At 67.9% G+C, this 24,898-nt stretch carries 23 protein-coding genes and 1 pseudogene; 7 read left to right on the forward strand and 17 right to left on the reverse strand.

Annotated features, from left to right (window positions below):
* Positions 1-557 precede the first annotated feature (557 nt).
* From TSB10GB4_RS22045 to cysS, 6 genes and pseudogenes are all read right to left on the reverse strand, one after another.
* Positions 558-1,406 (reverse strand): annotated as a pseudogene (locus TSB10GB4_RS22045) (ABC transporter transmembrane domain-containing protein); the annotation flags it as partial.
* A complete protein-coding gene (locus TSB10GB4_RS22050; RefSeq protein ID WP_186397504.1) occupies positions 1,403-1,810 on the reverse strand; it encodes a helix-turn-helix transcriptional regulator in 408 nt (135 codons plus the stop codon). The gene TSB10GB4_RS22050 and the pseudogene TSB10GB4_RS22045, both read right to left, overlap by 4 nt.
* A 111-nt stretch (positions 1,811-1,921) precedes the next feature.
* On the reverse strand, positions 1,922-2,851 hold the full coding sequence (gene rarD, locus TSB10GB4_RS22055; protein WP_186397505.1) for an EamA family transporter RarD: 930 nt from the start codon (positions 2,849-2,851) through the stop codon (positions 1,922-1,924).
* Between the two features lie 34 nt (positions 2,852-2,885).
* Complete coding sequence (cimA, locus tag TSB10GB4_RS22060; RefSeq protein ID WP_186389375.1) at positions 2,886-4,478, reverse strand: citramalate synthase; 1,593 nt, start codon at positions 4,476-4,478, stop codon at positions 2,886-2,888.
* A gap of 67 nt (positions 4,479-4,545) precedes the next feature.
* Positions 4,546-5,088, reverse strand: a complete 543-nt coding sequence (locus TSB10GB4_RS22065; RefSeq protein WP_371328928.1) for a GFA family protein — start codon at positions 5,086-5,088, stop codon at positions 4,546-4,548.
* 106 nt (positions 5,089-5,194) lie between these two features.
* Positions 5,195-6,640: a cysteine--tRNA ligase gene (gene cysS / locus TSB10GB4_RS22070; RefSeq protein ID WP_186397507.1), complete on the reverse strand. Its 1,446-nt coding sequence runs from the start codon at positions 6,638-6,640 to the stop codon at positions 5,195-5,197.
* 330 nt (positions 6,641-6,970) lie between these two features.
* Between cysS and TSB10GB4_RS22075 the strand changes: the two genes are divergently transcribed.
* The 3 genes from TSB10GB4_RS22075 to TSB10GB4_RS22085 all read left to right on the forward strand — a co-directional run bounded on the left by TSB10GB4_RS22075 (position 6,971) and on the right by TSB10GB4_RS22085 (position 9,660).
* Complete coding sequence (locus TSB10GB4_RS22075; RefSeq protein WP_208984928.1) at positions 6,971-8,704, forward strand: murein L,D-transpeptidase; 1,734 nt, start codon at positions 6,971-6,973, stop codon at positions 8,702-8,704.
* A gap of 189 nt (positions 8,705-8,893) precedes the next feature.
* Positions 8,894-9,148: a hypothetical protein gene (locus TSB10GB4_RS22080; protein WP_186397508.1), complete on the forward strand. Its 255-nt coding sequence runs from the start codon at positions 8,894-8,896 to the stop codon at positions 9,146-9,148.
* Between the two features lie 170 nt (positions 9,149-9,318).
* Positions 9,319-9,660: a helix-turn-helix transcriptional regulator gene (locus TSB10GB4_RS22085; RefSeq protein ID WP_186389371.1), complete on the forward strand. Its 342-nt coding sequence runs from the start codon at positions 9,319-9,321 to the stop codon at positions 9,658-9,660.
* Positions 9,661-9,702: 42 nt separating this feature from the next.
* Here the strand turns inward: TSB10GB4_RS22085 and TSB10GB4_RS22090 are convergent, their stop codons facing one another.
* Both TSB10GB4_RS22090 and TSB10GB4_RS22095 read right to left on the reverse strand, forming a co-directional pair.
* Entirely contained in the window at positions 9,703-10,221 is a 519-nt protein-coding gene (locus TSB10GB4_RS22090; protein WP_186397509.1) for a CreA family protein, read from the reverse strand.
* A gap of 69 nt (positions 10,222-10,290) precedes the next feature.
* On the reverse strand, positions 10,291-10,671 hold the full coding sequence (locus TSB10GB4_RS22095) for a hypothetical protein (protein ID WP_186397510.1): 381 nt from the start codon (positions 10,669-10,671) through the stop codon (positions 10,291-10,293).
* Positions 10,672-10,885: 214 nt separating this feature from the next.
* Here TSB10GB4_RS22095 and TSB10GB4_RS22100 point away from each other — a divergent pair, with 214 nt between their 5' ends.
* The gene (locus tag TSB10GB4_RS22100) at positions 10,886-11,374 is read left to right on the forward strand and encodes a MarR family winged helix-turn-helix transcriptional regulator (RefSeq protein WP_186389368.1); all 489 of its coding nucleotides are present in this window, start codon (positions 10,886-10,888) and stop codon (positions 11,372-11,374) included.
* A gap of 118 nt (positions 11,375-11,492) precedes the next feature.
* Positions 11,493-12,749, forward strand: coding sequence for a DUF2865 domain-containing protein (locus TSB10GB4_RS22105; protein ID WP_186397511.1), 1,257 nt, complete (start codon positions 11,493-11,495; stop codon positions 12,747-12,749).
* Here TSB10GB4_RS22105 and gltX read toward each other — a convergent pair.
* The 6 genes from gltX to TSB10GB4_RS22135 form a co-directional block, all read right to left on the reverse strand.
* A complete protein-coding gene (gene gltX, locus TSB10GB4_RS22110) occupies positions 12,712-14,085 on the reverse strand; it encodes a glutamate--tRNA ligase (RefSeq protein ID WP_186397512.1) in 1,374 nt (457 codons plus the stop codon). The two genes, TSB10GB4_RS22105 and gltX, sit on opposite strands and share 38 nt — an antisense overlap.
* Positions 14,086-14,094: 9 nt before the next feature.
* The gene (locus TSB10GB4_RS22115; RefSeq protein WP_186397513.1) at positions 14,095-15,342 is read right to left on the reverse strand and encodes an MFS transporter; all 1,248 of its coding nucleotides are present in this window, start codon (positions 15,340-15,342) and stop codon (positions 14,095-14,097) included.
* Between the two features lie 214 nt (positions 15,343-15,556).
* Positions 15,557-16,765 (reverse strand): MFS transporter, encoded by a 1,209-nt coding sequence (locus tag TSB10GB4_RS22120; RefSeq protein ID WP_186397514.1) that lies wholly within the window; start codon positions 16,763-16,765, stop codon positions 15,557-15,559.
* A gap of 74 nt (positions 16,766-16,839) precedes the next feature.
* Entirely contained in the window at positions 16,840-18,471 is a 1,632-nt protein-coding gene (locus TSB10GB4_RS22125; protein ID WP_244571005.1) for an NAD+ synthase, read from the reverse strand.
* A 164-nt stretch (positions 18,472-18,635) separates the two neighbouring features.
* Positions 18,636-19,280, reverse strand: a complete 645-nt coding sequence (locus tag TSB10GB4_RS22130; RefSeq protein WP_208984929.1) for a response regulator — start codon at positions 19,278-19,280, stop codon at positions 18,636-18,638.
* 114 nt (positions 19,281-19,394) lie between these two features.
* Positions 19,395-20,780: a class II 3-deoxy-7-phosphoheptulonate synthase gene (locus TSB10GB4_RS22135; protein ID WP_186389362.1), complete on the reverse strand. Its 1,386-nt coding sequence runs from the start codon at positions 20,778-20,780 to the stop codon at positions 19,395-19,397.
* Between the two features lie 296 nt (positions 20,781-21,076).
* Between TSB10GB4_RS22135 and TSB10GB4_RS22140 the strand changes: the two genes are divergently transcribed.
* Positions 21,077-21,799 (forward strand): VIT1/CCC1 transporter family protein, encoded by a 723-nt coding sequence (locus TSB10GB4_RS22140; protein WP_186397516.1) that lies wholly within the window; start codon positions 21,077-21,079, stop codon positions 21,797-21,799.
* Positions 21,800-21,817: 18 nt separating this feature from the next.
* Here TSB10GB4_RS22140 and TSB10GB4_RS22145 read toward each other — a convergent pair whose 3' ends face one another.
* The gene (locus tag TSB10GB4_RS22145; protein WP_186397517.1) at positions 21,818-22,417 is read right to left on the reverse strand and encodes a gamma-glutamylcyclotransferase; all 600 of its coding nucleotides are present in this window, start codon (positions 22,415-22,417) and stop codon (positions 21,818-21,820) included.
* A 79-nt stretch (positions 22,418-22,496) separates the two neighbouring features.
* Here TSB10GB4_RS22145 and TSB10GB4_RS22150 point away from each other — a divergent pair, with 79 nt between their 5' ends.
* Positions 22,497-23,708 carry an aminotransferase class V-fold PLP-dependent enzyme gene (locus tag TSB10GB4_RS22150; RefSeq protein ID WP_186397518.1) on the forward strand — a complete coding sequence of 404 codons (1,212 nt, stop codon included), beginning with the start codon at positions 22,497-22,499 and terminating at the stop codon, positions 23,706-23,708.
* 477 nt (positions 23,709-24,185) lie between these two features.
* Here the strand turns inward: TSB10GB4_RS22150 and TSB10GB4_RS22155 are convergent, their stop codons facing one another.
* Both TSB10GB4_RS22155 and TSB10GB4_RS22160 read right to left on the reverse strand, forming a co-directional pair.
* The gene (locus TSB10GB4_RS22155) at positions 24,186-24,368 is read right to left on the reverse strand and encodes a hypothetical protein (RefSeq protein ID WP_186397519.1); all 183 of its coding nucleotides are present in this window, start codon (positions 24,366-24,368) and stop codon (positions 24,186-24,188) included.
* A gap of 139 nt (positions 24,369-24,507) precedes the next feature.
* The gene (locus TSB10GB4_RS22160) at positions 24,508-24,879 is read right to left on the reverse strand and encodes an iron-sulfur cluster assembly accessory protein (protein WP_186389358.1); all 372 of its coding nucleotides are present in this window, start codon (positions 24,877-24,879) and stop codon (positions 24,508-24,510) included.
* Positions 24,880-24,898 lie beyond the last annotated feature (19 nt).

A 24,898-nucleotide genomic window follows, 5' to 3' on the forward strand; every position in this document is an offset into this window, starting at 1 on the left:
CCACGCCGGCCGGGCTTGAGGGAGCGGCAAGCCGAGAGGGAGATGGAGCGTTCGATCGATCACGTGAGGCGGACACGCCGTGCGACCCGACCGGCCGTCGAGGCCGTGGTTCCGTTAGGCGCCGCCCCACGCGCAACCCATCTTGGGCCATGGCGGTTCACCATGCCGCCGAAACAGGCCGGACATACGAACCGCTGTCGATCCGAGCGAGCCTCAACTAATCGCTTGCCCTCAGGGGGCCGTCCACATACGCCGCCGCCACCACAGCCACAGCACCGGCGTGACCGAAACCGCCGCACCGGAATGACAAACACGCCCGGCCACGCCGGCCGGGCTTGAGGGAGCGGCAAGCCGAGAGGGAGATGGAGCGTTCGATCGATCACGTGAGGCGGACACGCCGTGCGACCCGACCGGCCGTCGAGGCCGTGGTTCCGTTAGGCGCCGCCCCACGCGCAACCCATCTTGGGCCATGGCGGTTCACCATGCCGCCGAAACAGGCCGGACATACGAACCGCTGTCGATCCGAGCGAGCCTCAACTAATCGCTTGCCCTCAGGGGGCCGTCCACATACGGGTCGCCGCCCGCTCGTAGCCGGCCATCGACCGGTCGAAGCGTTCCGCCTCCATCTGCTCGTTGCCGAAATACTTCACCGTCTCGAAATTCAGCAGGCTGTCGATCGCCTTGGAATTCGCCTCGGTGTCGTTGTCGTTCATCTCCCGGCGGATGGCGATGCGCCAGTTCGAGGTATGCACCGTGAACCAGGTGTAGGCGACGATCATCACCGCGACGACGGCGACATAGATCCAGCCGAACTGGTACCAGATCACCGCCGCCATCACGCCGAATTCCATCACGGTGGGGATGCCGTTGAGGATGGTGAAGCGAACGATGTTCTCGATGCCCTTGACGCCGCGCTCGATCACCCGCGACAGGCCGCCGGTGCGCCGGGCGAGATGAAAGCGCAGCGACAGCGCATGCAGGTGGCGGAAGGTCAGGAACGCGAGTTGCCGCACCGCGTGCTGGCCGACACGGGCGAACAGCGCATCGCGCAACTGGTTGAAGCCGACGAACAGCACCCGCGCGACATTGTAGGCGATCACCAGCATCACCGGCGCCACCAGCCAGGCCGGTAGCACATCGAGGCCGAGCGTGCCCCCGGCTGCCGACGTATCGCCCTGCTGCAGGGTCAGCGCATCGGTCGCCCATTTGAAGAAATAGGGCGAGAGCACCGTGACGATCTTCGCCACCACCAGCGCCAGCACGGCCAGGGCGACCCGCGCCTTCAGGTCGGGACGGTCGGAGGGCCAGATATAGGGCCAGAGCTGGCCGAGGGTGCGGAAGGTGGAGACCTCGTCCGCCGATATGCGCGGGGCGGGGCCGGAAACGCCGGAGCGGCGGCTGGTCATTCCGTGTCCTTTCGACAGGCTCCCATGCGTGCGGCGCGGCCGCCCGCCTCTTCCGGCTCGCCGCAGCAGGCGGCGGCGAAGAGCCCGGCCACCGCCCCCTCCACCAGCGCACGGGCGCCGGTGGTCAGACGGTAGTGACAGCAGCGGCCGTTTTCTTCCGCCTCGATCAGCTCCGCCTCGCGCAGGATGGCGAGATGCTGCGAGACGGTCGACTGTGCCAGCGGCAGGCCGCGCACGATGTCGCCGCAAAAGGCGCCGGAGCAGGCGGCGAGCGAGGAGACGATCTCCACCCGCACCGGATGCGCCAGGGCCTTGAAGATGCGGGCGAGACGCTCGCCATCGACGGCGGCGGCGGGATAGCGTGCCGGCCCGTTGCGGAGCTTGGCGGCGGTACGGCTTTGCATGGGAAGCCCATTCATCGTTATTTACCGATGAATGGGTTCTAGCTCTCCCCACCGCTTCCGGCAAGCGGCATCGGGGTTTTTCTCGATCCGCGGCAGGCCAAGAAGAACCTGTCAGCCGCGCGAGCGCTCGTGCCGCAGGATGGTGTCGGTGGTGAAGATCGCCAGCGACACCCAGATCAGGGCGAAGGTCGCAAGCCTGACCGGCTCGACCTCCTCGCCATACACATAGATCGCCAGCACGAACTGGATGCTGGGGGCGATGTACTGCATAAGCCCGACGGCCGTCAGGGACAGCCGCCTTGCGCCGGCGGCAAACAGCGCCAGCGGCACCGCCGTCACCACGCCCGTGCCGATCAGCAGCAGGAACAGGCCCGGCCGCTCCACCGGCAGCACGTCGGCCATCGCCGCCCCGCCCCCGGCAATGCCCGCATAGACCAGATAGGCGAAGGCCAGCGGCGCCAGCACGATCGCCTCGACCATCAGCCCCGGCGAGGCGCCGACCGCCACCGTCTTGCGCAGGTAGCCATAGGCGCCGAAGGAAAAGGCCAGCGCCATCGACACCCAGGGAAACCCGCCCAGCGCCACCGCCTGCACCGCCACCGCGACGACGGCAAGCGCGATGGCGATCGACTGCCAGCGGCTCAGCGTCTCCTTCAGCACGATCAGGCCGAGAGCGACCGAGACCAGCGGATTGGCGAAATAGCCGAAGCTCACTTCCAGGATGCGGCCACGCTCCACCGCCCAGATGAACACCAGCCAGTTGATCGAGATCACCGAGGCGGACAAGGCCAGCTTCGACAGGGTCGCCGGGTCGCGCAGGATCGCCCCGACCTCGCCGAGCCGCCTGCGCAGCCCCAAGAAGATCGCCAGGAACAGCACCGACCACAGGATCCGGTGGGCGACCACCAGATCCGCCGGGATCGCCGCCGTCCACTTGTAATAGGCCGGCAGGAAGCCCCACAGCAGGAACGCAGAGAGGGCGAAGGCAAGCCCGAGGCGCCGCTCGGCATCGGCCGCCGCGGCTGTCGGTTGGGAGGTCATGATCGCGTGGTCCGCTGGGCTGCGAGGCTGCCCGTCAGAGCCCGGCCTTCAGCAGCGTGTAGGTGTGGGAATCGATAAGCGCCTGGAACGACGCATCGACGATATTGCCCGAAACGCCGATCGTGAACCAGCGTTTGTGCGTCTTCCTGTTGTGGCTCTCGATCAGCACGCGTGTCACCGCATCCGTGCCGCCATTGAGGATACGCACCTTGAAGTCGGTCAGTTCCATCTCATCGACGACCGACTGGTAGCGGCCGAGATCCTTGCGCAGGGCCGTGTCGAGCGCGTTGACCGGGCCGTTGCCCTCGCCCACCGACATGTGCACCTCGCCGTCGATGTCGATCTTCACCACCGCCTCGGAAACGGTGACGAGTTCGCCGATGGCATTGAAGCGCCGCTCCACCATCACCCGGAACGACAGCACGTCGAAATAGCGCGGCACCTCGCCGAGCCGCCGGCGCGCCAGCAGCTCGAACGAGGCATCCGCCGCTTCATAGGCATAGCCCTGCGCCTCGCGCTCCTTGACGTCGGCCAGCAGCGCATCGAGCCGCGGGTCGGCCTTGTCGACGGCGATGCCGAGCCGCGCGAGTTCGCCGATCAGGTTCGACTTGCCGGCCTGGTCGGAGACCAGCACCCGGCGCCGGTTGCCGACGCTTTCCGGCGGCACATGCTCATAGGTCTCCGGCTCCTTCAGGATCGCCGAGGCATGAATGCCGGCCTTGGTGGCAAAGGCACTCTCGCCGACATAAGGGGCGTGCCGGTCGGGGGAGCGGTTGATGATCTCGTCGAAGGCGCGCGAGATCGCCGTGATCTCGGCCAGCGCCCCCTGGCTGACCCCGAGCTCGAACGTCTCCCGATAGGGCGCCTTCAGCATCAGGGTCGGCACCAGGGTGATCAGGTTGGCATTGCCGCAGCGCTCGCCGATGCCGTTGAGCGTTCCCTGGATCTGGCGTACGCCGGCCGCGACAGCCGCCAGCGAATTGGCGACCGCATGCCCCGTGTCGTCATGGGCGTGGATGCCCAGATGCGCGCCCGGGACATGCTTGGCAACCGCCGCGACGATCTCCATGACTTCCTGCGGCAGCGTTCCGCCATTGGTGTCGCACAGCACCACCCAGCGCGCGCCGGCCTCATAGGCGGTCTTCGCACAGGCCAGCGCATAGTCGGGATTGGCCTTGTAGCCGTCGAAGAAATGCTCGCAGTCGATCATCGCCTCGCGGCCGCTCGCGGCCACCGCCTGCACGCTCTCGCGGATCGAGGCGAGGTTTTCCTCGTTGCTGCAGCCCAGCGCCACGCGCACATGATAGTCCCAGCTCTTGGCGACGAGGCACACCGCCTCCGCCGCCGAGCCGAGCAGCATCTGCAGTCCCGGATCGTTGGCGGCCGAGCGCCCTGCCCGCTTGGTCATGCCGAAGGCGGTGAAGGTCGCACCCGCGGTGCGCTTGACCTCGAAGAAGGCCGTGTCGGTCGGATTGGCGCCCGGATAGCCGCCTTCCACATAGTCGACGCCCAGCCGGTCCAGCAGTTCGGCAATCACGATCTTCTCCTCCACCGAGAAGTCGATGCCGGCCGTCTGCGCTCCATCGCGCAGCGTCGTGTCGAACAGGTAGAGGCGTTCGCGGGTCATGGTCTGGTCCTTGGGGTCGCCGGCCTTTGCGGCCGGTCGTTCGTGGATGGGGCCGGCATCAGGCCGGTCAGGCTTTCCCGGGGTTGCGTGGCAGGTGAGAGGGAGCGTTCGACCAGGCGTCCTGCGGCCACTCGGCGGGCGGCCAGCTTTCGGTCTCATGGTCGGGATGCTGGTTGGAGCGGATCGAGGCGAGGAAGGAGGCCGCCTCCAGGTCGTCGAGCGTATCGCGCCGCGGCAGCGCCGAAACCGTATCGACGTGAGGCAGCTTCGCCTCGACGCCGAACTGGATCGTCGGGACGATCTCCTCCGGATGATCGAAGGCGCCGATGGCCAGCGCCAGCTTGTCGTCCGGCTCCTCATAGGTGAGCGGCGTCCCGCAGGACGGGCAGAAGCCGCGTGTCACATGGTTGGAGGAGCGGAAATGCGCCGGCTCCCCCCGCGTCCATGTTAGTTGCGGCCGCTCGATCGCGACCAGGGGCGCGTAGAAGCCGCCAAACGCCTTCTGGCACATCCGGCAATGGCAGATGGAGGCCGTGCCCAGCGCGCCCTCGACCCGAAAGCGGATCGCCCCGCACTGGCATCCGCCGGTATGAACCACAGCGTCATTCATCTGCTGTCTCCTCTTCGGTTCCGCCGGCATCTCCCCCTCAAGGGGGAAGACTGGCGCGTGGGTCCAGCATGAGACTTTTCAACGAGTCTTGAGCGAGATGCCACGATCATTGCGCCAGTTCCCAGGTCGTCACGCGCTTGCCGGTCACCGGGTCCTTGCCGTCCTTCAGCACGACGCCGGCATCGGCCAGCTCCGCACGGATGCGGTCGGCCTCACCCCAGTCCTTCGCCTCGATGAAGGCGAGCCGCTCGGCGATGCGGGCGTCCACCTTCGCCACCAGGTCCGGGTCTGCCGCCGCTTCCTGCGCCGCTTCCACCGCCGCACGGATCTCGGCCAGGTCGAAGCCGAGAAAGCCGAGCGCATCGGCAAGCGCCTGAGCGGCGGCCGCATCGCCGCCGCGTGCCTCACGGGCAAGCCCATGCAGGGCGGCGATCGCGCGCGGCGTGTTGAGATCGTCGCACAGCGCCTCGATCAGCGCCTCCGGCGGCCGCGCCTCCGCCGCCGGCTGCACGCCGGCACGGGTGATCAGCTCGTCCCAGCGCTGCAGCAGCCCTTCCGCCTCCTCCAGCGCTTTCTCGGTGAAGTCGAGTGGCTGGCGGTACTGGGTCATCAACAGCACCAGGCGGATCGCCATGCCCGGCCAGGTGCGCCCGCCCACCTTCTCCGTCTGCAGCAGGTCGTGCAGGGTGATGAAGTTGCCGAGCGATTTCGACATCTTCTCGCCTTCCACCTGCAGGAAGCCGTTATGCAGCCAGTAGCGCGCCATCAGCTTGGTGCCATGGGCGCAGCAGGACTGGGCGATCTCGTTCTCGTGATGCGGGAAGATCAGATCGAGCCCGCCGCCATGGATGTCGAAGACGGGGCCCAGGTGATGGGCGCTCATCACCGAGCATTCGATATGCCATCCGGGGCGCCCGCGCCCCCACGGGCTTTCCCAGCCCGGCTCCTCGTCGGACGAGAGCTTCCACAACACGAAGTCGCCGGGGTTCTTCTTGTGGGCATCGACGGCGATCCGCGCGCCCGCCTTCTGGTCCTCGAGATTGCGCTTGGAGAGTTCGCCATAGGCCGGCATCGAGCCGGTATCGAACAGCACCTCGCCTTCCGCCTCGTAGGCATGGCCCTTGGCGATCAGTGTGCCGATCATCTCGATCATCCCGCCGATATGGGCGGTGGCGCGCGGCTCGTGGCTGGGCGGGAGGCAGCCTAGCGCCTTCACGTCCGCATGAAACTGGTCGGCGGTCTTTTGCGTCACCCGCGCGATGGCCTCGTTCAGCGGCAGCTCGGGATAGTCGCGCAGCGCCCGCGCGTTGATCTTGTCGTCCACGTCGGTGATGTTGCGCACATAGGTGACATGGGCGTCCCCATAGAGATACCGCAGCAGGCGGAACAGCACGTCGAACACCACGACGGGCCTGGCGTTGCCGATATGGGCGTAGTCGTAGACCGTCGGCCCGCACACATACATGCGCACGTTCCCGGCGTCCTCCGGCTCGAAGTCCTCCTTCGCCCGGGTCAGCGTGTTGGTCAGTTTCAATCGATGAGCGGACAGCATGATCGGTCGTCTCCTGGCCGGCTGGCCGGGGCGTCCGTCTCATCTCCCTTGTCGGAGAGCTTCGCGCATGAGGGGAACGGCCACAGCCAGCTTTGTCGCTAGCTGCAAATAATGAGAATCGAAATGATCTTCCGATGGGCCGTGTGCATGGCAAGTGTTCTGACCGGTTTGCCCTGCCCGGTCAAGCGGCAATAGGCGTCTTCGAGCGCTCCGGCGGGGCTTTTTACTGGCGTTCGCCGCGTGTCCTGCATCACACTGGCGTTGAGGAGGCTGCGTCATATTAGGGCTGCGGCTCCGCCGTATGACGGGGGCCATATGTGGGAGAATGTGATGAGCCCGATCGCCAGTGAAACCCGGTTCCGGCCGGGTGTTTTCGCGCGCCTTGCCCGTGCCGGCACCGCGCTTGCCATGACCGCCCTGCTGACGAGTGCCGCGACCCCGGCGCGTACCCAGTCGACACTGCCGGTGGAAAGCACCTCGATCGTCGTTGGCGAGGCGCATTTGCCGACCGACCCGCTCGCCATGGCGATCGCCCGTGAGCTTTCGGTCAACACCACCGTGATGCTCGACGCGGCGATCAATGCCGGCAGCGAGGACGAGTTGGAACTCGGCATCCAGGGCTTTTACCAGGGCCGGGTGTTCCAGCCGCTCTGGGTCAGCGAGCAGGGGCTCAACCCGCATGGCGAGATGCTGCTCGCGGCCTTCGAGCGGGCGGGCGAGCATGCCCTCGATCCGCAGGACTACGCGCCCGACCGGCTGCGCGACCTCGCCGGTGCGGCGCGAGACACCGCCGCCCTCGCCGAACTGGAAGTGGCGATCTCCAACACCTTCGTGATCTATGCCAATCACCTGACCGCCGGCCGGGTCAAGCCCAACGAGGTCAACCGCTCGCTCAACCTCTTCCCCAAGGCCCCCGATCCGTCCGTCGTGCTGGAATATGTCGAAAGCTCCGAGGACTTCGCCACGGCGATCGACGGCCTCTCTCCCAATACGCCCAATTATGCCCGACTGAAGACCGCGCTCGCCGACTATCGGGCAAAGGAAGCCGCCGGCGGCTTCACCCCGGTCCCCGAGGGCGAGACCCTCAAGCCCGGCATGACCGACGCGCGACTCGACACTCTGCGCCAGCGCCTCGCGGAGCAGGACCTGTTTTCGCCCGGCAGCCATTCCGGCGCCGTCTATGACGGGGCGCTGGTCGAGGCGGTGAAACTGTTCCAGGAGCGCCACGGGCTGGAGGTCGACGGCATCATCGGCAAGGCGACGCTCGCCGAGATCAACGTGCCGATCTCGACGCGCATCGGGCAGATGGAGCTCAACATGGAGCGCCGGCGCTGGATGCCGGACGATCTCGGGGCCCGCTATGTCTTCGTCAACCTCGCCGACCAGAACCTCAAGGTGGTGGAGGACGACAAGACCGTCCACACCACCCGCGTGGTCGTCGGCAAGCCCTTTCATGCCACGCCGGTCTTCTCCGACGAGATGACCTATGCGGAGGTGAACCCCTACTGGACGGTGCCCTATTCCATCGCCACGACGGAATACCTGCCGATGCTGCAGCGCGACCCCGGTGCCTTGCAGGGCAAAAACATCCGCGTCTTCTCCGGCAACCGCGAGATCGATCCCTGGTCGGTCGCCTGGAGTTCCTACAGCCGCGCCAGCTTCCCCTTCACCCTGCGCCAGGATCCAGGCGAGGGAAACGCGCTCGGGCGCATCAAGTTCATGTTCCCGAACAAGTTCAACATCTACATCCACGACACGCCGTCGAAGTCGCTGTTCTCCCGCGCCCAGCGCTCGTTCAGCCATGGCTGCATCCGCGCCGAGGCCCCGTTTGACCTCGGCGAGGCGCTGCTTGGCCCCGACGGCTGGACCAAGGCCAAGCTGGAGACAGTGCGCGACAGCGGCGAACGGCGGGTGATCAAGCTGTCGAAGCCGCTGCCCGTCCACCTCACCTATCTGACCGCCTGGGTAAACAAGGACGGCTCGGTGCATTTTCGCGCCGATATCTATGAGCGCGACAAGGTGCTGGCCAAGGCGATTGCCCAGCTCCGTCCGGCCAATCTGTAGCGGCGGCGTTCGCCCGCCACTCGCAGGACCGACCAAGGCAAACTCAACGGCGTCGCCCACCGGGCGGCGCCTTTACCAATCTGAACGGCGCATAAAGGCGCGCCTCAGCACGGGTTCACTCGCCCCGCTGCATGATCGGCACAGTTCAAGGCCAGAGTATTCAAGGCCCAGCGTATCGGAGCCAGTGCCATGCAGACGACCCTTGCCCCTCTCGCCGCCCGCCGCGGTCATCTCATCCGCCAGATCGTCGCCGCCTCGCTGTTCGGCGCGCTGATGCTGGCGCCTGTCGCGGGCTTCGTTCTCGCCACCGACTTCACCGCGCGCGGCAACGACCGGATCGCCCTCAGCACCCAGGGCGCGAACACCTATCCCCTGTGCCGCGCTGGAGAAATCGGCTGCGTCACACATCAGTCGGGTCGAAGCCTGACTTTTAGCAATCGCTGATATCTTGCACTGAAGGAATTGTTCCCGTCTAATGTCGCGACTTCGAATTGCAGACGATAGGGATTCCCCTTAAGGGAATTCCAGTATCGTTGCGGCTCGAAGCCGGTGTGTCGCGCAGGTGCGGTATCGGGACCGCCCCTTGCCCCCATCGGCATTCGGGAAGGAAAGACATGATCGACGCGCTTCAGGAACGGGCTGAGGACGCGGCGAGTTTTCTCAAGATGCTCGCCTCCGCTCCCCGCCTCATGCTGTTGTGCCACATGGCCAATGGCGAAACCAATGTCGGCCAGCTTGCCGAACTTACCGGCATGCGCATGCCGACCGTCTCCCAGCAGCTAGCGCTGCTGCGGGCCCAGGGACTGGTGCGCACGCGCCGCGAGGGCACCACGATCTACTACACGCTGGACAGCGAGATTGCGCAGGACGTGCTGTCGCTGCTGGAGAAGCATTTCTGCCCGCCGGAGACGACCGCGCGGGCACGCAGGCGACTGGAGACTGCGGGCGCCGGCTGACCGGCGCCGCAGACGTCTTCCCGCCGGGCCCGCCCTTTCCCCCTACCTCGACAGCCAGTCGGCGCAGCGCGGCGCCTCCGCCTCGCCCCAGGGCATGATCGGCACGGTCGAGGTCGAGTTCTTCGGGCTGCCCTCGATGATCTTGTCGGAATAGACGAGATAGACCAACACGTTGCGCTTGGTGTCGCAGCCCCGCACGATCCGCATCTTCTTGAACAGGAACGAGCGGCGCTGGCGGAACATCTCCTCGCCCTGCTCGAATTTGGCCTTGAAGGTCACCGGCCCGACCTGGCGACAGGCCAGCGAGATATCGGAGACTTCCTCCGCGACCCCGAGCCAGCCCGAGACGCCGCCCTTTTCCGGCACGGTGAAATGGCAGGCGACGCCGTCGACCAGCGGATCGTCCACCGCATAGGTCGCCAGCTTGTGGTCGGGCGTCAGGAACTTCCACACCGTCGACTTCTTGAAGATCAGGTCCGGCTCGTCGGCGGAAACAGCCGGCTGCGCCAGCGCCGCCAGCGCGGTCACGGCAAGAACGGCGGCACGCAGGAAGGATTGCATCGTCTCGATCTCCAGATCTGTCCGACCGGCATATGGGAGCCGCCGCTCCCGGCCGCAAGCTCGCTCACCTCAGATCAGGAGCTTGCCCACGCGCACGACCGCCACCAGCGGCGACGGCGTCGAGAACAGCAGCAGGGCGGCAAGGCTGAGCAGGCCCAGCCCCAGAGAGGCCGCGGCCAGCCGCCTCTCCCCGGCGCGCGCCGCAAGACGCCAGCACGCGCCGTGGGTCAGCACGACAAGCAGCCCCAGCAGCGCTGTGATCAGCAGGCCGTCGCCATGCAGAAGGCCGGCGCGAAACGCCAGCATCGGCGCGAATGCTCCGGCCAGCGGCAACAGCAGCACATGATTGAGGACAAGCCAGACCAGCGCCGGGCTCTGCGGTTTGGGTGCCGCCGGCGCGCTGTCCGTCTGCCGTGCCGCCCTGCCCTTCCGTCCTGCCGCCTTCGCCATCCTGCCTGCCATCCTTTCGCGATTTCCTGCCGGGTCATCTGCCCGCGCATGCGTCTGACTGCCACGCCGCGTCGCCGGCCGCAAGCAGGACCGGCGCAACCCTGTGTCGCACCTTGCCGGCCCTTTCCCGATCGTTACAATCGCAATCACCTCCGCGGGGCGCATCGCAGCGGCCCGTCGCGCCTCCCCTGCAACCGCTGAAAGCGAGCCCTCGATGCGCAACGACGACAGGCCTCTCGAGCTGGAGGGCTTTCTGCCCTATCGGCTCAATGTGCTGGCCGAGACGGTCAGCCAGTCGCTTGCCGGCATCTATCGCCGGCGCTATGCGATCAGCGTCCCGGAATGGCGCGTCATGGCGACCCTCGGCCAGTTCGGCACGATGACGGCCAAGGAGATCGGCGAACACAGCCGCATGCACAAGACCAAGGTGTCGCGCGCGGTCGCCAGCCTCGAGCAGCGCCGCCTGATCCTGCGCACCCCCAACACCCGCGACATGCGCGAGAGCATCCTGCAGCTTACCGACGCCGGCACCGATGCCTATCGCAAGCTGGTGCCGGAGGCGCGCCGTTTCTCCGACGCCTTGCTCGCGCCCCTCGATCCGTCCGACAGGGAGGTGTTCGACAAGGTGCTGGACCAGCTCGCCAGGCGCGCGCAGGACCTGAGCCTTCACCTGCAGCGCGACGACCCGCCCGCCGCCGGTTAGGCGTGAGTTTACTAAAAGTCGAGCATTTCCTTGTGCCGGGGCGGAGCCTGGCGCCATAGTCGGCACAGGAGACCCGGCCACGGCCGGGCCAGTGTGTTTGCGTGGACGGACCCGGCCGATGGCTCTTGGACAAGGCAGAGGACAGACGCTGCTGCGCGGCCTTGCGGTCGCCGGCGCCGTCCTTGCCGCGCCCGGCCCGGCGCTGGCGACAACCTGCGCGGATCTTGGCGCCGAGTTGCGGCAGATCACGGCCAGCGCGTCCCGCTCACCCGAATATGCCAGATGGGACGAGGCCCATCGCGCCCAGTCGCAGGCCCTGTCGCTGGCCGAGCGCGATTTCCGCCACCTCGGGTGCTCGGGCGCGGCGGCGGCTCCCCCCTGCCAGGGGCTCGGCCCCAAGATCGAGAGCATGCGCGCCAATCTCGCCAAGATCGAGCGACAGCGCGCGCGCCATGCCGGCGCGCGGACCAACGCCCGCGAGGCCGAGTTGCGCCGTGCCATGGCGCGGCAGAACTGCGATGCCCCGCGCACGGCACAGGCCCCCGCCCCAACCGGCATCCGGGCGGCTCCGCCGTCCGGCGGCGGCTTCCTGTCGCTGTTCGGCATCGGTCGCGGCAATGAGGCCATCCCCCAGCAGGTGAGCGTGGACGCGGCCCGCAACGAGCCTCGCATGCGCTCCACCGTGCGCGTCGGCTCCAGCGACAGCAGCGCCACCATCGCTCGCCGGCCCTCCGGCCCGACCTATCGGACCATGTGCGTGCGCATGTGCGACGGCTTCTTCTTCCCCGTCAGCTTCGCGACCGGCGAGGAAGGGTTCGGCCGCGACGCCGCCGTGTGCCGCTCCATGTGTCCGGGCGCCGAGGCAGAGCTGTTCGTTCACCGCAATCCGGGCGAGAGCGTCGAGAACCTCGTCTCGGTCACCGGCATGCCCTATGGCGATCTGGAGAATGCCAACCGCTTCCGCACCGCCTATGTGGAAGGCTGCGGCTGCCAGCCGAGCGCCGACCGCCAGACCATGGCGAGCCTGATCCGCAGCGGCGACGACGAGGCCGCGTCCTACCTGCGCGACGTCACCGCCGGTGCGTCCCGCGACTTGCGCAGCGGCCTTGCTCCCGACGGCCTTGGCGGGGACGCACAGGACGCCATCGAGGCCCTGCAGCTCCAGGACCCGGACACCCGCCTCAACATGGAACTTGGCTATTCGCCGGTGCGCCAGGGGCCGTCGCTGCCCGTTCTCGGCATGCCCTCACGGCGGACGCCGCCCGAGGCCGCCAGCGAGCCGGAGCCGGCCACATCCGATGCGGCAGACCCGTCCGAGGCGCCGCAGGAGCGCACCGTCAGGATAGTCGGGCCGCGCTATTTCGTTGCCCAATAAGCGGTAGCAACGCCTTCATGTCCGGCCCGTGCTCCTCGCCCGTCAGCGCCTTGCGCAAGGGGAGGAACAGCCCCCGCCCCTTGCGGCCCGTCCGTTCCTTCAGCGCGCCGGTCCAGGCGCCCCACGTCGTCTCGTCGTAAGGCTCCTGCGGCAGCAGGTCCGCCGCCTCGACAAGAAACGCCCGATCCTCTTCGGCCACCGGCAGTGGCTGCGGCGCGGTCACCGCACGCCACCAGCGCGCGGCATCCGCCACCGTCTCGCAATTCTCCCGCACCGCCAGCCAGAAGGCTTCGCCCCCCGGAGGCGCAGCAAGGATGCCCATCGCGGACAGCCGCGCGGCGACATCCGCATAGGACAGGGCATGCACCAGCTTCGCGTTGAGCGGCCGCAACTCCTGCGGATCGAACTTCGCCGACGAACGCGACACGTCGGCAAGGTCGAAGACCTCCGCCAGCCGCGCCAGGCTTTCCGCCGGCTCCACCGCATGACTGGTGCCGGTCAGAACCGCGAGCGAGGCGACCGCCATCGGCTCGAACCCGTCCTCGCGCAGCGAGCGCAGCGACAGCGCGCCCTTGCGCTTCGACAGGCCCTCGCCAGACACCGTCGTCAGCAGGTTGTGGTGGCCGAAGACCGGCGGCGCTGCCCCCAGCGCCTCGAAGATGGCGATCTGCACACCGGTGTTGGCGACATGGTCCTCGCCGCGAATGACATGGGTCACCCCGGCGGCGATGTCGTCGACGATGGAGGGCAGCGTGTAGAGATAGCTGCCGTCCTCGCGCACCAGCACCGGATCGGACAGGGAGGCAAGGTCGATGTTCTGCGCGCCGCGGCATAGGTCGTCCCAACTGCGCTCCACCCGCCGCGTGACGAAGGGATCGCCATCATGGTTCGGCAGCAGGAAGCGCCAGTGCGGCCGCCGGCCTTCCGCCTCCAGCCGCGCCCGTTCCTCATCGCCGAGCTTCAGAGCGGCCCGGTCGTAGACCGGCGGGCGACCGAGCGCCCGCGCCCTGGCGCGCCGCCGCTCCAGCTCGTCCGCCGTCTCAAAGCAGGGATAGAGCAGCCCGGCCGCCTTCAGCTTTTCGGCCGCCGCATCGTAGAGCGGCAGCCGGTCCGACTGGCGGAAGCTCTGATGCGGCGCGATGCCGAGCCAGCCGAGATCCTCCGCGATCGCGGCGGCGAACTCCTCGCTCGAGCGCTCCTTGTCGGTGTCGTCGTAGCGCAGGATGAAGCGCCCCTCGCGGCGCAGCGCGAAGAGCCAGTTGATCAGCGCCGGGCGGGCGTTGCCGATATGCAGGAAGCCCGTCGGTGACGGGGCGAAGCGAACGGTGACGGTCATGGCCCCCTCTTAGCCGGAAGCCGGAGCGCTCGCAACGGCGCCTTCCCCCTGCCGCTGGCGCACATGGCGCGAAACCAGCGTCAGCGCCAGCGCCGCCAGCAGGCAGTAGAGCGCCATGGCATAGGCCTGCAAGGAATAGGACACGCCGGCATCGATCAGATAGCCGGTCAGGCCCGGCCCCAGCGCCGAGGCGAAGACCATCATCGCCACCGTCACCGAGCGGATCGACCCGAGGTGGCGCACGCCATAGATCTCCGGCCATAGCGCGCCGAACAGCGTCGAGCTGAAGCCATAGCTGACGCCGAGCAGCGCCATGAAGCCGAAGGCCGCGAGCGGGTGCGCCACCGCGCCCAGCAGCACGCAGGCGAGCCCCAGCGGCAGCAGGAAGGTCGGCAGCAGCCGCAGCGCCGTCACCTTGTCGACGAGGTGGCCGGCCAGCAGAGCGCAACTGATGGTCATCGCCGACATCGCCATGAAGGCGGAGGCGAACAGCTCCATCGACCAGCCGCGCAGCTCCACCAGATAGACCTGGTGGAAGAAGATCGTCGTGCCGATGAAGGGCGGCGCCAGCGTGCCGGCGGAAATGATCCAGTAGGCCGGATCGCGCAGCACCTCGGCGCGGGTCCATTGCCGCTGCGCCACCGGCCGCTCGTCGGTGAGCACGGTCCCGCGCGGCACCCGTTCCACCTTCAGCAGCAGGAGCAGCGCCGGCAGCGCCACCAGCACCAGTACGGCGACACCCAGCCACCACGTGCCGCGCCAGCCGAGCAGCCCCGCCAGCGTCACGAAGACCAGCGGCAGGCTCGCCTCGCCGCACTGGATGCCGAGCGAGGCGATGGAGACAGCGCGGCCGCGCTGCGCGTCGTACCAGCGGCCCATCGCGGTCATCGCCACATGGGTCATCATGCCCTGGCCGAACAGCCGCAGCCCGTAGAGCACCACGAACAGCATGGCGACCGAGGAAACGCTCGCCATGCCGGCGGTGAACAGGGCGAGCCCCGCCACCACGCCGCCGGCGACCAGCGCCAGCGGGAAACTATCGACCACCTTGCCGACGAAGGTCAGCGACAGGGCCGAGCACAGCGTCGCGGCCATATAGAGTCCGCCGAACCCGCCGTGGCTAAGGCCGAACTCAGCGCGCAGATCTCCGGCGACCAGCGAGATGAAATAGGTCTGCCCGAAGCTGGAGAAGAAGGTCAGCAGCAACCCGGCGCCAAGCCAGCGGAGATTGTCGCGCAGGAAGATGAAGAACGGCATGGCGGCGATCCGCGGCAAAGGTGGCAGGTGAGCAGGCCGGCACGCCCGCGCCCGCGTCAGCCGGGGCCTGGCGCGAGACGAAAGGCGGTGCGACCGCGAGTCGATCAGGTGGAGCGCGGGCCGGCGGCACCGGTCGCAGGACCAGGAAAGAGCCGTCAGGATAGAGAAATTTCTCGCCCGGCGAAAGGGATCGTCCTTTCGGGCAATGCCCGTCTCAGGTCGCCGCGGTTTCCGCCGGGCATCTCCATGCCAGCACGGTGAGGCAGGCAAGCGCGGCCAGCGCCAGCATCGCCAACCCCGAAGCGTAGAGCACCACACCCGCCACACCGGCGCCGTCCAGCACCACGGTCACCAGCAGCGGCCCCGTCGCCATCGCGATATTGCTCGGCAGCGACAGGTTGGCCGCCGCGCGCGCATAGCGGCTCGCTGAAAAGAAGCTGAGCGGCAGCAGCGCCCTTGTCAGCGCCGAAATGCCCGATCCGAACCCGTAGAACGCGATGAACAGATAGAGCAGCGAGGCCTGCCCGTCGGCGAGGAGCAACAGCACGGGAGAGCCCACCAGCAGCGCGGCGGCGACAAGGCCGGAGGTCAGCGGCGTCGCGAACCGCCCCGCCAGGACATCGGCAAGTCGCGCCGTGATGCCGAGCACCGAGCGCAGCGCGCCGAGTTCCAGGGCCAGCGCCGGCGAGGCGCCCGACATCTGCAACAGGGCAATCAGCGAAGGCGCGAGACCCGTGGTCACCAGGCTGAAGACGATGGAGACCAGCGCGATCAGCAGGAAGGCAAGACGCGCCCTCGCCTGCGTCAGCCGCAAGGGTTCCACCGCGGCCGCCGCGGCCCGCGCGGCGCCTCCGTCCTCGTCGCGCGGCGACGGCAGGGCGAAGAGATAGAGCGGGCACAGCACGAGTTGGGTACCGGCGGCCGCCAGCATCGCCATGCGCCAGCCGATCGCCCCTTCCATCAGGCTCCACAGCGGCCAGGCGACGGCGGCCGACAGGCCGGTGAAGATCATCAGGATGCCGATGGAGCGCCGGGCACCCGCCCCTTCCCGCTCGACCACCGCCGCATTGCACGGCACGGTCAGGCCGAGCGCGCCGCCGATCCCCATCACCAGCCAGGCGGCGTAGTAAACCAGAACGCCCTGCGCCAGGCTCATGGCGAGCAGCCCCGCCGCCATGGTCGCGGCGCCCGCCGCCAGCACCCGTGCAGCGCCATGCCGCTCGATCAGCCGTCCGGTCCAGGGGCCGGCGAAGCCGCCCAGCAGCATCATCGCCGTCAGCCCGCCGAAGGCGAGCGCGTTCGACATGCCGAGTTCGGCGGCGATCTGCCGCCCCAGCACGCCGGGCATGTCGAAGGTCGTTCCCCAGCCGACGATCTGGCCGGCGGCAAGGATGGCGACCAAGCGGAGCCTGTCGAGGCGCATGATCCCTCGCGTGAGGGCTCGTGTGGCGGGAACGGCGGCAGCCCGGTCCGGAATGCCGCCGCCGGAAAAGCGGCCTAGCTGCGGTCGCGGAAACGGTTGGTGATCGGATAGCGGCGGTCGCGGCCGAAATTCTTGCGGGTGATCTTCACGCCCGGCGCCGACTGCCGGCGCTTGTACTCGGCGATATAGAGCAGGTGCTCGATGCGGTGGATCAGCGCGCGGTCATGGCCGCGCGCCTCGATGTCGCCGACCGACATCTCGTTCTCCACCAGGCACTCGAGAATGTCGTCCAGCACGTCATAGGGCGGCAGCGAATCCTGGTCCGTCTGGTTCTCGCGCAGCTCCGCGGTCGGCACCTTGTCGATGATGTTGACCGGGATCACCTCGCCCGCCGGCCCGAGCAGCCCATCCGGCCGGTTGGCGTTGCGCCAGGCGGCGAGCCGGTAGACCTGCGTCTTGTAGAGATCCTTGATCGGGTTGAACCCGCCATTCATGTCGCCGTAGAGCGTCGCGTAGCCGACCGACATCTCCGACTTGTTGCCGGTGGTCGCGACCATGGCGCCGAACTTGTTGGAGATCGCCATCAGGATCGTGCCGCGCGCCCGCGACTGGAGATTTTCTTCCGTCACGCCGCTTTCGGTGCCGGCGAACAGCGCCGAGAGCCCCTCGGCAAAGCCTTCCACCGCCGGGGCGATCGCCACCGTGTCGTAGCGCACGCCGAGCGCATCCGCGCAGGCCTTTGCGTCGACAAGGCTCTCCGTCGACGTGTAGCGATAGGGCAGCATCACGCAATGGACCTTGTCGGCCCCCAGCGCGTCGACGGCCATGGCCGCCACCACCGCGCTGTCGATGCCGCCGGACAGGCCCAGCACCACGCCCGGGAAGCGGTTCTTGTTCACATAGTCGCGAAAGCCGAGAACGCAGGCCTGCCAGCGCGCAGCATCGTTGTCCGGCAGCTCCGCCTTCGGCCCGCTCTCGCAGACCCAGCGCCCGTCCGCGTCGCGATGCCAGTCGGTGGTCGCGATCTCCTCGACGAACTCAGCCATCTGGAAGGCAAGCCGCCGGTCGGCCTGCAGCGCGAAGGATGCCCCGTCGAACACCAGTTCGTCCTGGCCGCCAAGCTGGTTGCAATAGACCAGCGGCAGGCCGGTCTCGACCACCCGCGCCACCATCACCTGCAGCCGCACATCCGGCTTGCCGGCGTGAAAGGGCGAGCCGTTCGGCACCAGCAGCAGCTCCGCGCCGGTCTCCTCAAGACACTCGCAGACCTCCTCGGTCCACGCGTCCTCGCAGATCGGCAAGCCGAGGCGGATGCCGCGAAAGCCGACCGGCCCCGGCAAGGGACCTGCCTGGAACACGCGCTTTTCGTCGAACTCGCCATAGTTCGGCAGGTCATACTTGAACCGCACGCCTTCGATGCGCCCGCCGTCGACCAGCGCCACCGCATTGTGCAGCTTGTCGCCCTCGCGCCAGGGCAGGCCGATGACGATGCCCGGTCCGCCGTCGGCCGTGTCCGCCACCAACTCGTCCAGCGCCGCCCGGCAGGCGGCAACGAAGGCCGGCTTCAGCACCAGATCCTCCGGCGGATAGCCGGACAGGAACAGCTCGGACAGCAGCAGCAGATCGGCTCCGCCGGCGGCGGCCTGCGCGCGGGCACGGCGCGCCAGCGCCAGGTTGCCCTCGACATCGCCGACGGTCGGGTTCATCTGCGCCACCGCCAGGCGCAGCCTGTCAGGGAGGGCCGAAGAGCCGGTTTTCGGGGAAGATTCGGTCGGGGTCGCGCTCATGCCAAACGGTGTAGCCCGGCCCTTGCGCCTGCGCAATCGGCGAGAACGCACGCCGCGGCCAAGTTCGCAAGCGACCGGCAGGCTCAGAGAAAATAGGTGTTGCGCGCCGCCGGTGTCGCCAGGGCCGCTGCCGCGACGGCCGGAGACGGCCGTGCCGACGCCCGCGTGCAGCCGCGCGGTGCCGGCCGCAACCGCCCGCCGCTGCGCAGGAACGGACGGTGCTCGGTCAGCACCCGCTGCAAGCGGCTGTACAGCATGGCCGGCGCCAGCGGCTTTGCCAGAAACTCGTGGATGCCAAGGTCGACCGCCTCCAGCACCACCGGCTTGCGCGCGTCGGCACTCGCCAGGATCACCGGGGTGGTCGCCACGCCCATGTCGGCGTCCGCGCGCAGGAGCGCCAGAAACTCGGCACCGCTCAACGGAGACATCACCCAGTCGCAGATGACGACGTCCGGTTTCCTGTCCACAGTCGTCGCGAACCCTTCCGCTCCATCCACCGCATCAAAGATGCGGCGCACACCGAAGCCGCCAAGGATCGCCCGAAACAGGCTGCGCATATGCGAATTGTCGTCGATGACGAGCACCGACACTGCTGAAAGATCTAAAACCATGCCGCTCGGTCCCCTCCCGATGCGCCCATACTTGAAAATATGCGAAATACGGAAAAATTTCCTTACGTAAGTTTTTCCGGTGCAACCCCGCCGTGAAATGTCCGGCGCGGCGCGCATGACCCTTACCTCAGGACATGTTTCCGAAAAACTACCAAGGGTGGGAAACGAAACCGCCGCCGGCTGCAAACCGGCGGCGGGTATCGTTATCTCGGCTTCACGGGCCGGCTACAGTCAGGCGATGGCCGCCTCGCGCTCCGGATTGCTCCGCTGATCGCGCTCCTTGCGGACGTTCTCGGCCACCATGAAGGCAAGCTCGATCGCCTGCTCGGCATTCAGCCGCGGATCGCAATAGGTGTGATAGCGGTCGGCGAGATCCTCGGCCGTCAGCGCCCTCGCACCGCCCGTGCACTCGGTGACGTTCTTGCCGGTCATCTCCACATGGATGCCGCCGGCATAGGTTCCCTCCGCCCGGTGCACCGCGAAGAAGGCCTCGACCTCCCGCATGATGCGCTCGAACGGACGCGTCTTGTAGCCACCGGCGGTGACCGTGTTGCCATGCATGGGATCGCAGGACCACACCACCTTCCTGCCCTCGCGCTCCACCGCGCGCACGAGCTGCGGCAGGTGTTCGAACACCTTGTCCGCGCCGAAACGGCAGATCAGCGTCAGCCGGCCGGCCTCGTTGGCCGGGTTCAGCATGTCGATCAGGCCCAGCAGTTCGTCGGCCTTCAGGCTCGGGCCGCACTTCAGCCCGATCGGGTTCTTGATGCCGCGGAAGAACTCGACATGCGCATGGTCCGGCTGGCGGGTGCGGTCGCCGATCCACAGCATGTGGCCGGAGGTGGCGTACCAGTCGCCGGAGGTGCTGTCGACGCGGGTCATCGCCTGCTCGTAGCCGAGCAGCAGCGCCTCGTGGCTGGTGAAGAAATCCGTCGAGCGCAGTTGCGGCGCACTGTCCGGATCGATGCCGCAGGCCCGCATGAACTCCAGGCTCTCGGAGATGCGGTCGGCCAGCGCCTGATAGCGGTGGCTCTGCGGGCTGTCCTTGACGAAGGACAGCATCCAGCGGTGCACATGGTCGAGATTGGCGAAGCCGCCCTGCGCGAAGGCACGCAAGAGGTTCAGCGTCGCGGCCGACTGGCGGTAGGCCATGACCTGGCGCTGCGGATCCGGCTCGCGGGTCTCCGGCGTGAAGGCGATGTCGTTGACGATGTCGCCGCGGTAGCTCGGCAGTTCCACGTCGCCCTGCTTCTCCATCGGCGCGGAGCGCGGCTTGGCGAACTGGCCGGCGATGCGGCCGACCTTCACCACCGGCTGCGCCGAGGCATAGGTGAGCACGACGGCCATCTGCAGGAAGACGCGGAAGAAGTCGCGGATATGATCCGCGTGATGCTCCGCAAAGCTCTCCGCGCAATCGCCGCCCTGTAGCAGGAAACCGCGTCCTTCGGCCACTTCGGCGAGCTGGGCCTTCAGCTTTCTCGCCTCACCTGCAAAAACGAGCGGCGGAAAGTCGGACAGGCGGCGCTCCACTTCCGCGAGCGCGTCCGCGTCGCGATACTCGGGCACCTGCACGATCGGCTTCGACCGCCAGCTATCCGGTGTCCAGTTCTGCGCCATTGCTCCAACTCCGTGTAAAAGACCTTCGGCAAGATCTTGTGCCAGCAGGCATCCGCTCCGGTTGCGTGTTTCGTTTGCCTCGTCCGTCCGCTCGCCACGCCAAACGGATGTCGCGCGGACGGCAGGTGCCGGGCGTTATACACGCGCCAGCGAGACGAGGCCACAGATAACGTCGCGGGCGCCTGCCACAACGCCGCACCGCGCTTTTGCGCATTGCCCGCGAGCGCGCGAGCTGAAACTCTCTGCAAGGATCAGCAAGCCACGACCTGCCAGCCACCCGCAGGAGAGCCAGCCGGATGCCGCTCGAACACGATCACTCCGCCGCCGCCATCGCGGCGCGCCTTGCCCGCGGCCCGCGCATCAGCTACCTGCGCGACTGGATCTATGGCGGCATCGACGGCGCCATCACCACCTTCGCAATCGTCGCCGGCAGCGTCGGCGCGAGCCTTTCGGCGCGCATCGTGCTGATCCTCGGCGTCGCCAACCTGATCGCCGACGGCTTCTCCATGGCCGCCGCCAACTATTCCGGGACCAAGGCCGAGCATGACGACTACCGCCGGCTCAAGGCGATGGAAGAGCGCCATATCGACAAGGTGCCGGACGGCGAGCGCGAGGAGATCCGCCAGATCTTCCGCGGCAAAGGCTATGACGGCGCCGAACTGGAGCAGATGACCGAGCTCATCACCTCCCGCCGCGCCGTCTGGGTCGAGACCATGCTCGCCGAGGAACATGGCGTTTCCGGGGGCCTGCGCGATCCCTTGCGCGCCGCGCTTGCCACCTTCTCCGCCTTCGTGCTGTGCGGCGCGGTTCCGCTCGTCCCCTTCCTCGCCGGACTGGAGGCCTCCGCCACCGCCGCCGTGGTGGCGACCGGGGCGGTCTTCTTCGCCATCGGCTCGGCCAAGTCGATCTGGTCGACGCAGGGCTGGCTGCGCTCGGGCACGGAGACGCTCGCCATCGGCCTTGGCGCTGCCGCCCTCGCCTGGGCGATCGGCTTTTTCCTGGAGCGGCTGCTGACCTGAGCGGCCCTGCGACCCGCCTCAGACGGCGATGCGGCGCAGGCCGGTCTGGGCCAGCAGCCGGTCGAACAGCCCGAGCAGGTCCGGCTCGATCTGCTGCGCGCGCGGATAGCGCGGCGCCGCCCGGTCGGCCAGCATCGGCGCGTCCCAGCCGTCCGTCGTCTCGATGAAGTGACGCACGCCCTCCTCGCCCCAGAAGGCATGAAAGCCGGCGAGCACGCAGTCGACATAGCTCTGCAGGATCGGATGATCGTCGTCGCCGGGACGGCGGATCTCGCTGTCCGCTTCGTAGAGGAAGGCCCCCGCCGCGCCGCTCGCCCCGTCGCCGTCGCGGCGGAAGGACGGGCCGATGCCGTCGATCCGGCGATAACGCCGCTCGCGCGCGTCGAGCTCGGCAAGCCGCTCGGCCGGCTCGCTCACCATGACGCCGCGGATCGCCGTATCCTCCGCCCGGCGCACGGTCAGCGTACACACCTTCGGCAGGTTTTCAGCCCCTACTGGGCGCCACCAGGCGCGCCACTCGCGCCGCCAGCCTGCGAGCGTTCCGGCCTCCGCCCGCGCCTGCGGACCCAGCGTCCGGGTGTTGACGAGCGATCCGTAACCGAAATACGTGATGGTCATGCGTTTCGTTCCCGTGGCGCGCCGCCCCCCCCGGCTCCCCCGCGCGCCTCTCCCTCCTGCCTAAAGGATCGCCCGGCCGATGACCACCCTTCCCTATGTGCAATCCCATGGCTGGACCGACGCCGACACCGCGCGTCTGCGGATCGACACGCCGGCCGCCAGCCGGCTCGTCCATTTCAACAATGCCGGCGCCAGCCTGCCGCCCGCCCCGGTCCTTGCCGCCGTCAGGGCGCATCTCGATCTGGAGGCGGAGATCGGCGGCTACGAGGCCGCCGACCGGGCGGCGTCCATGGTCGCCGACTTCTATCCGGCCGTTGCCGCGCTCTTGGGCGCTGCCCCGCACGAGATCGCCTATGTGGAGAATGCCACCCGCGCCTGGGACATGGCCTTCTACTCGATCCCGTTCCGCCCCGGCGACCGGGTGATCACCGGCCGCGCCGAATATGTCTCCAACTATGTGGCGCTGTTGCAGATGAAGGCCCGCGCCGGCATCGAGATCGACCTGATCGACGACGACGACGAGACCGGCCAGATCGACCTGAAGGCGCTGGAGGCGGCGATCACCCCGAAGACCCGGCTGATCGCCCTCACCCATGTCCCGACCTTCGGCGGGCTGGTCAATCCGGCCGAGGAGGTCGGCGCCATCGCCCGCCGCCATGGGCTGCTCTATCTGCTGGATGCCTGCCAGTCCGCCGGCCAGATCGCGCTCGACGTGACGCGCATCGGCTGCCACATGCTCTCCGGCACCGGGCGCAAGTATCTGCGCGGGCCGCGCGGCACCGGCTTCCTCTATGTCTCGGATGCCGTGCTCGACCAGCTCGAGCCCGCCTTCATCGATCTGGAATCGGCCGAGTGGCTCGACGCGGCGAGCTACCGCCTCGTCGACGGCGCGCGCCGCTTCGAGAACTGGGAGCGCTATTTCGCCGGCCAGATCGGCCTCGGCGTCGCCGTGCGCTATGCGCTGGAGGTGGGCGCGCAGCGGCTGGAAGACCGCATCTGCGCCCTTGCCGCCCTGCTGCGGGAGGAACTCGTGAAGCTCCCCGGCGTCGCCGTGCATGACCGCGGCACGCGCCGCTGCGGCATCGTCACGCTGACGGTGGCGGGCGAGGCCCCGTCCGCGACGAAGGCCCGTCTCACGGCTGCCGGCATCAACACCTCCGTCTCCACGGCCTCCTCCGCGCGCATCGACCTGCCGCGTCGCGGTCTCGACGCGGTCCTGCGCGCCTCGCTCCACGCCTACAACACGGAAGTGGAGATCGAGACCCTGCTGAAGGCCCTGCGGGAGGGCTGAGAAGGTCAGTCAGGGTTTACGGAGAAGTGGCGCCCAGGCCCCGGCGGACGACGGCCGGGGCGATTGGCTGGCAGATTGCTCGACACGGCGCTCCTCGGTCGCGTTTCGTCCTTCCGGCCCCCGCAGCCACTTTCGCGCCTTTCCGCACACCGCCCCTCCCGCGCGTCCTCCCGGACGCCGCACGAGCGCCGAGCTGGGACCCAGAGGTACCCTCAGCAAGCGTTTGTCGCGCATACCTTCGCCCGCGTCTTCCCGGACGAGGCCGAAGGCCGACGATCCGGGACCGGAGAGCCACAGCGCCAGTGGTGTCCTTCCGGAGCGCGGCCGAAAGGCTCTCGACTCGCCGGTCCCGGCTCGGCGCTACGCGCCGTCCGGGAGGACGCAGGGAGAGTCCCATCCCGACATCCGGCGCCGCACTTTTCGCTGTTTCAGCGTCGCAGCCGTGATAGCCAAGGACAAAGGACGTGGCGAGCCGGCTCAAGCGGCCGCAGGCTTTTTCTTGGAGCCGGCTCCGCCGAACTCAGCCCGAAGCTTGCCCTTCTTGGTGTAGATGCCTTCCTCAATAAGGAGGTCGCGCGCCGCCTTCTTGGACACGAGCGCCCGCTTCGTCCTGTCGGCCAGAGCGGCGAGAATCTTGCGATTGCGTTCTGTGTCCGTCACTTGTGCAGACCCTCGTAAATCAAACTAAGCTCTTGGGCGCTAGGCAACCAAAGAACAGTCATGCCGTGAGAAAACCACAGCATGACGAGATTGCTCCCGAGACTATGCGAAAGTGCAAAACTAAGCGCAAGGCTTACTTTCAGGCCCCGAACGCCTCAGCGTCGGCCTCTTTCAGCGAGACGGATTCGCCGCAGCCGCAGGCGGAAACCTCGTTGGGATTGCGGAACACGAAGCCGGAGCGGAACTTCGTCACCTCGTGATCCATCTCCGTGCCGAGCAGGAACAGCGCCGCCGAGGGCTCGATGAAGATCCTGACGCCCTTGTCGTCGATCACGTCGTCGCCCGGCTTTGCCTCCTCGACGAGGCTCATGTCGTATTCCATGCCGGCGCAGCCGCCCTTCTTGATCCCGACGCGCAGGCCGAGAACGGGCCTGGCCGAATTGTCGATGATCTCGCGCACGCGCTCGGCGGCGGCGTCCGTCAGTTTCAGGACCTGGAATCTGGAAGCCATATCCGTTCCCCGGTTCTAC

It is taken from the genome of Stappia sp. TSB10GB4, from assembly GCF_900185745.1.
Lineage (GTDB): Bacteria > Pseudomonadota > Alphaproteobacteria > Rhizobiales > Stappiaceae > Stappia.

Excerpts from the sequence above, each read along its gene's own strand:
- cysS (WP_186397507.1), bottom strand. The coding sequence starts at position 6,640 with ATGCTGTCCGCTCATCGATTGAAACTGACCAACACGCTGACCCGGGCG.
- TSB10GB4_RS22130 (WP_208984929.1), bottom strand. The coding sequence starts at position 19,280 with ATGCGCGCCGCGCCGGACATTTCACGGCGGGGTTGCACCGGAAAAACT.
- TSB10GB4_RS22075 (WP_208984928.1), top strand. The coding sequence starts at position 6,971 with ATGAGCCCGATCGCCAGTGAAACCCGGTTCCGGCCGGGTGTTTTCGCG.
- TSB10GB4_RS22065 (WP_371328928.1), bottom strand. The coding sequence starts at position 5,088 with ATGAATGACGCTGTGGTTCATACCGGCGGATGCCAGTGCGGGGCGATC.
- cimA (WP_186389375.1), bottom strand. The coding sequence starts at position 4,478 with ATGACCCGCGAACGCCTCTACCTGTTCGACACGACGCTGCGCGATGGA.
- rarD (WP_186397505.1), bottom strand. The coding sequence starts at position 2,851 with ATGACCTCCCAACCGACAGCCGCGGCGGCCGATGCCGAGCGGCGCCTC.
- TSB10GB4_RS22150 (WP_186397518.1), top strand. The coding sequence starts at position 22,497 with ATGACCACCCTTCCCTATGTGCAATCCCATGGCTGGACCGACGCCGAC.
- TSB10GB4_RS22120 (WP_186397514.1), bottom strand. The coding sequence starts at position 16,765 with ATGCGCCTCGACAGGCTCCGCTTGGTCGCCATCCTTGCCGCCGGCCAG.
- TSB10GB4_RS22080 (WP_186397508.1), top strand. The coding sequence starts at position 8,894 with ATGCAGACGACCCTTGCCCCTCTCGCCGCCCGCCGCGGTCATCTCATC.
- TSB10GB4_RS22090 (WP_186397509.1), bottom strand. The coding sequence starts at position 10,221 with ATGCAATCCTTCCTGCGTGCCGCCGTTCTTGCCGTGACCGCGCTGGCG.
- TSB10GB4_RS22050 (WP_186397504.1), bottom strand. The coding sequence starts at position 1,810 with ATGCAAAGCCGTACCGCCGCCAAGCTCCGCAACGGGCCGGCACGCTAT.
- TSB10GB4_RS22095 (WP_186397510.1), bottom strand. The coding sequence starts at position 10,671 with ATGGCGAAGGCGGCAGGACGGAAGGGCAGGGCGGCACGGCAGACGGAC.
- TSB10GB4_RS22085 (WP_186389371.1), top strand. The coding sequence starts at position 9,319 with ATGATCGACGCGCTTCAGGAACGGGCTGAGGACGCGGCGAGTTTTCTC.
- TSB10GB4_RS22125 (WP_244571005.1), bottom strand. The coding sequence starts at position 18,471 with ATGAACCCGACCGTCGGCGATGTCGAGGGCAACCTGGCGCTGGCGCGC.
- TSB10GB4_RS22135 (WP_186389362.1), bottom strand. The coding sequence starts at position 20,780 with ATGGCGCAGAACTGGACACCGGATAGCTGGCGGTCGAAGCCGATCGTG.
- TSB10GB4_RS22145 (WP_186397517.1), bottom strand. The coding sequence starts at position 22,417 with ATGACCATCACGTATTTCGGTTACGGATCGCTCGTCAACACCCGGACG.
- TSB10GB4_RS22100 (WP_186389368.1), top strand. The coding sequence starts at position 10,886 with ATGCGCAACGACGACAGGCCTCTCGAGCTGGAGGGCTTTCTGCCCTAT.
- gltX (WP_186397512.1), bottom strand. The coding sequence starts at position 14,085 with ATGACCGTCACCGTTCGCTTCGCCCCGTCACCGACGGGCTTCCTGCAT.
- TSB10GB4_RS22160 (WP_186389358.1), bottom strand. The coding sequence starts at position 24,879 with ATGGCTTCCAGATTCCAGGTCCTGAAACTGACGGACGCCGCCGCCGAG.
- TSB10GB4_RS22140 (WP_186397516.1), top strand. The coding sequence starts at position 21,077 with ATGCCGCTCGAACACGATCACTCCGCCGCCGCCATCGCGGCGCGCCTT.
- TSB10GB4_RS22105 (WP_186397511.1), top strand. The coding sequence starts at position 11,493 with ATGGCTCTTGGACAAGGCAGAGGACAGACGCTGCTGCGCGGCCTTGCG.
- TSB10GB4_RS22115 (WP_186397513.1), bottom strand. The coding sequence starts at position 15,342 with ATGCCGTTCTTCATCTTCCTGCGCGACAATCTCCGCTGGCTTGGCGCC.